The organism is uncultured Traorella sp., assembly GCF_944327115.1.
Classification (GTDB): Bacteria; Bacillota_I; Bacilli_A; order Erysipelotrichales; family Erysipelotrichaceae; genus Traorella.
Genome location: NZ_CALVGS010000115.1, coordinates 1 through 3,224 on the forward strand (window position 1 = coordinate 1; position 3,224 = coordinate 3,224).

The following is a 3,224-nucleotide window of genomic DNA, read 5'->3' on the forward strand; positions in this document are numbered from 1 at the left end:
AAAATGAAGGTTATATGCGTGTAGAAGATATGATCCTAGTTACGGAAGATGGCGCTGAATTCCTTACCAATTTCCCACGTGATTTATTTGAAATTGATTTTTCAAAAAATCTATAAGCAGAGCATAAAATAGAATATATCTTTACTGTAATGATATACAACTTGCTTAGATACTTAGTACTAAATTATGATTTTGAAAATTGTAGTATCACATACATATCATCCAAATGTAGTTTTGATTTAAAAATAGATGTTGAAACGCTTTTAGAATAATTAAATGCATGCATGATGAAACCTTTGTAAAAAATGTAATGATTGCTTTTAAAACAAAAGGTGTTTTGAATTTAAAAGATTTAATAACAAATAAGTTTGGTTTAATAATTTATTCAAAACAAAACACCCCCTGCTCCGTATTCGCGGTTTTAATGGCTTACTTATATTATACTAAAAATCAAATTGGCTTGAATTTACACAACTTAACTTAATATTTATCTAAAAGAATTTGTAAATTTGAAATAAATGAATTACTATACTAGTGCAGGCAGAAATGCTGAGGGCGGAACAGGCGGCCACCACCCATTTGTTAGGAGATGTAGGAAATGTCACCCTACCTCATTCATGTTTATCAAGGCACTAATTCATTTCTGAATTAGTGCTTTTTTCATTTTATAAACTTTGTAATCACACAAAAGTATTTACATATATTTTGTTTAAAGAATGAAAACTAAAGATGGAAATGAAAAAAACTCTTGTTGCTGATACTCGTATTAAATGATAATATAAAGTCGAGAGGGGAGATATTATTGTGACTCAAGATGATGCAATTAAACTAGTAGAAATGTTTAAAGAATTATTAGATAAAAAGGTTTATCTTCCAGAAGATGGTAAAAGAAAAGAACTTTATTTAAAATCAACAACCGATAAAAATGAATTTATCATTTCAATCAATAGGCGTTCAATCGTTGATAATAAATGTACTTTTCATGCAAGAACTAAAGGAAAGAATGAACCACTATTAAGACTTGATGTAAATCCGTCATCAACTCATACTAATCCTGATGGAGAAGTAATTAATGGAACACACTTGCATATATTTAAAGAAGGATATGAAATTAAGTATGCTATTCCTTTTGATAGCAGTTCAAAAAATCTTGTAGACCATTGTATTTCTTTCTTTAAAAAATTTAATGTAATAGAAGATTATCAAATCTATGATTTTACAAACTTAAGACTATTTAGCTAATATAAGAAGTTAGGTGATAAAATGACTATAAATCAATTAATTGATGATTACTATGATTGGTTAAAACAACAAACCAAAATAATTCAACAAGGCGAGTATCATGAAATTACAACTCCTTATTTGGATTTTTTTAATGATGCAATTCAAGTATATGTTAAAATTGATGATGATTCTATTTTAATAACAGATGATGGATACACATTGAGTAATCTCGAAACAGTTGGAGTACAATTGAATCAAACAAGAATGAAAACAATTCAAGGAATATGCAATAATTTCGGCGTTTCAATCAGTGGAGATATTCTATTAATAAAAGGATTTAAAACAAAATTTTCAAGTATTTTACATTTTTTTATTCAATGTATTTTAAAAATTGATGATATGAATTTAACTTCAACTGGGAGAAGTATTTCATATTTTCTATCTGATGTTACTGACTTCTTTGATCAAAACGATATATTTTATATAGATAACCCTATATTCTTAGGAAGATCAGGATTATCTCATTCTTACGATTTTTCATTTCAAAGAACTAAAACAAAACCTGAAAGATTATGCAGAGTAATAAATAATGTTAATAGAGCAAATTTAGATAACATTTTATTTTCATGGAATGACACTAAGCCATCAAGGAAAGATAATTCAGAATTAGTTGTAATATATAATGATCGAAACAAAATTCAAAAAGGAATGCTAGAAGCCTTTAAAAATTATGGTGTGAAAACTGTCTCATGGCATGAATTACCAAACGAAAAAGGATATTTCTTAAATTAAAATACATCCTCTGCTACCAATCTAAACATAGACAGGAAACTAAGTATTTACATATATGAGAGGAGTGAGAAGATATGGGATATAAAACGACTGATGGGTTAATGCGTCATCTTAGAGCAAATGGAATTAATATTTCAGGTAGCACACAAAAAAGGCAATTAATAAATTCTGGATATTATCATGGATATAAGGGATACCGTTATTTTAATGATTCACAGACAAGATTACCCTTTACATCGTTTAAAGAGATATATGCTACTATTCAATATGATTCTGCACTCAAGGCATTATTATATAGCAAGATGATGTATATCGAAACTGCCATGAAGAATATTGCATTAGATAGCATTCTTGTTAAAGCTAATTCTGAACGCATACAAGATATGTTTGATAAAGTAATCAGCAGTTATAGAAATGCGCCAAGCAATTTAAATGATGATCAAAAAAGAAAACTACAACAGAAAAAGCTTGATCTTCAAAAGAAAATTCATTCTGAAATTTCTCGCGAATATAGCAAAGGAAATCGTAAAATAACGCATTTTTATAATAACACTAATCAAAACGATGTTCCACTATGGGCATTATTCGAAATATTAAATATGGGCGATTTTGGTAATTTACTATCATGCTTATCGTACGATGTTAGAGATTACATATCTAAAAAATTGGGTATAAATCTTTCATGTGATACTAATAGGCAATTAATTTTTACATATATTTTCTTGTTGAAAGATTTACGCAATGCTATTGCACATAATGCAGTTATATTTGACACAAGATTTAGAACAATGAAACCAAGTAATGCTATGACACAATGTTTAAAATTAGAAATTGGATTACCTTATGTAAACTTCAAAACAATAGGTGATTATTTTATATTAATGTGCTATTACCTTAAATTATTACATCTCCCTAAAAATGAAATTAAAGCCTTTATTCGTGAATTTGAAAAAATAACAACAGAATATCTTAACTCTGTAGGCAAAAATGTTTCATCAATCGTTATCCATCCTGATTTGCAAAGTCGATTGACAGCATTAAAAAAATTTATTTAACACTTGCAATTCCCCAACAGTTATTGTATTATCCTGTTTTCGACAGTTTTAAAGAAGCAGAAAGGCCCTAAGTCCTTTATTTAAAAGGGATTTGGGGCCTTGAATGTATTTTAAAATGTTGTATATAAAGTTTTTATCCGATCAATTTATCCA

At 28.0% G+C, this 3,224-nt stretch carries 3 protein-coding genes; all 3 read left to right on the top strand.

The genetic code is table 11. The annotated features are described in order from the left end of the window. Nucleotides 1-804: 804 nt before the first annotated feature. The 3 genes from Q0K35_RS10040 (at nt 805) to Q0K35_RS10050 (ending at nt 3,071) form a co-directional block, all read left to right on the top strand. Nucleotides 805-1,242, top strand: coding sequence for a hypothetical protein (locus tag Q0K35_RS10040; protein ID WP_294562720.1), 438 nt, complete (start codon nt 805-807; stop codon nt 1,240-1,242). Nucleotides 1,243-1,263: 21 nt separating this feature from the next. Further along, a complete protein-coding gene (locus tag Q0K35_RS10045) occupies nt 1,264-2,016 on the top strand; it encodes a DUF1829 domain-containing protein (protein WP_294562721.1) in 753 nt (250 codons plus the stop codon). Between the two features lie 74 nt (nt 2,017-2,090). Further along, nucleotides 2,091-3,071 carry an Abi family protein gene (locus Q0K35_RS10050; protein ID WP_294562722.1) on the top strand — a complete coding sequence of 327 codons (981 nt, stop codon included), beginning with the start codon at nt 2,091-2,093 and terminating at the stop codon, nt 3,069-3,071. Nucleotides 3,072-3,224: the final 153 nt, after the last annotated feature.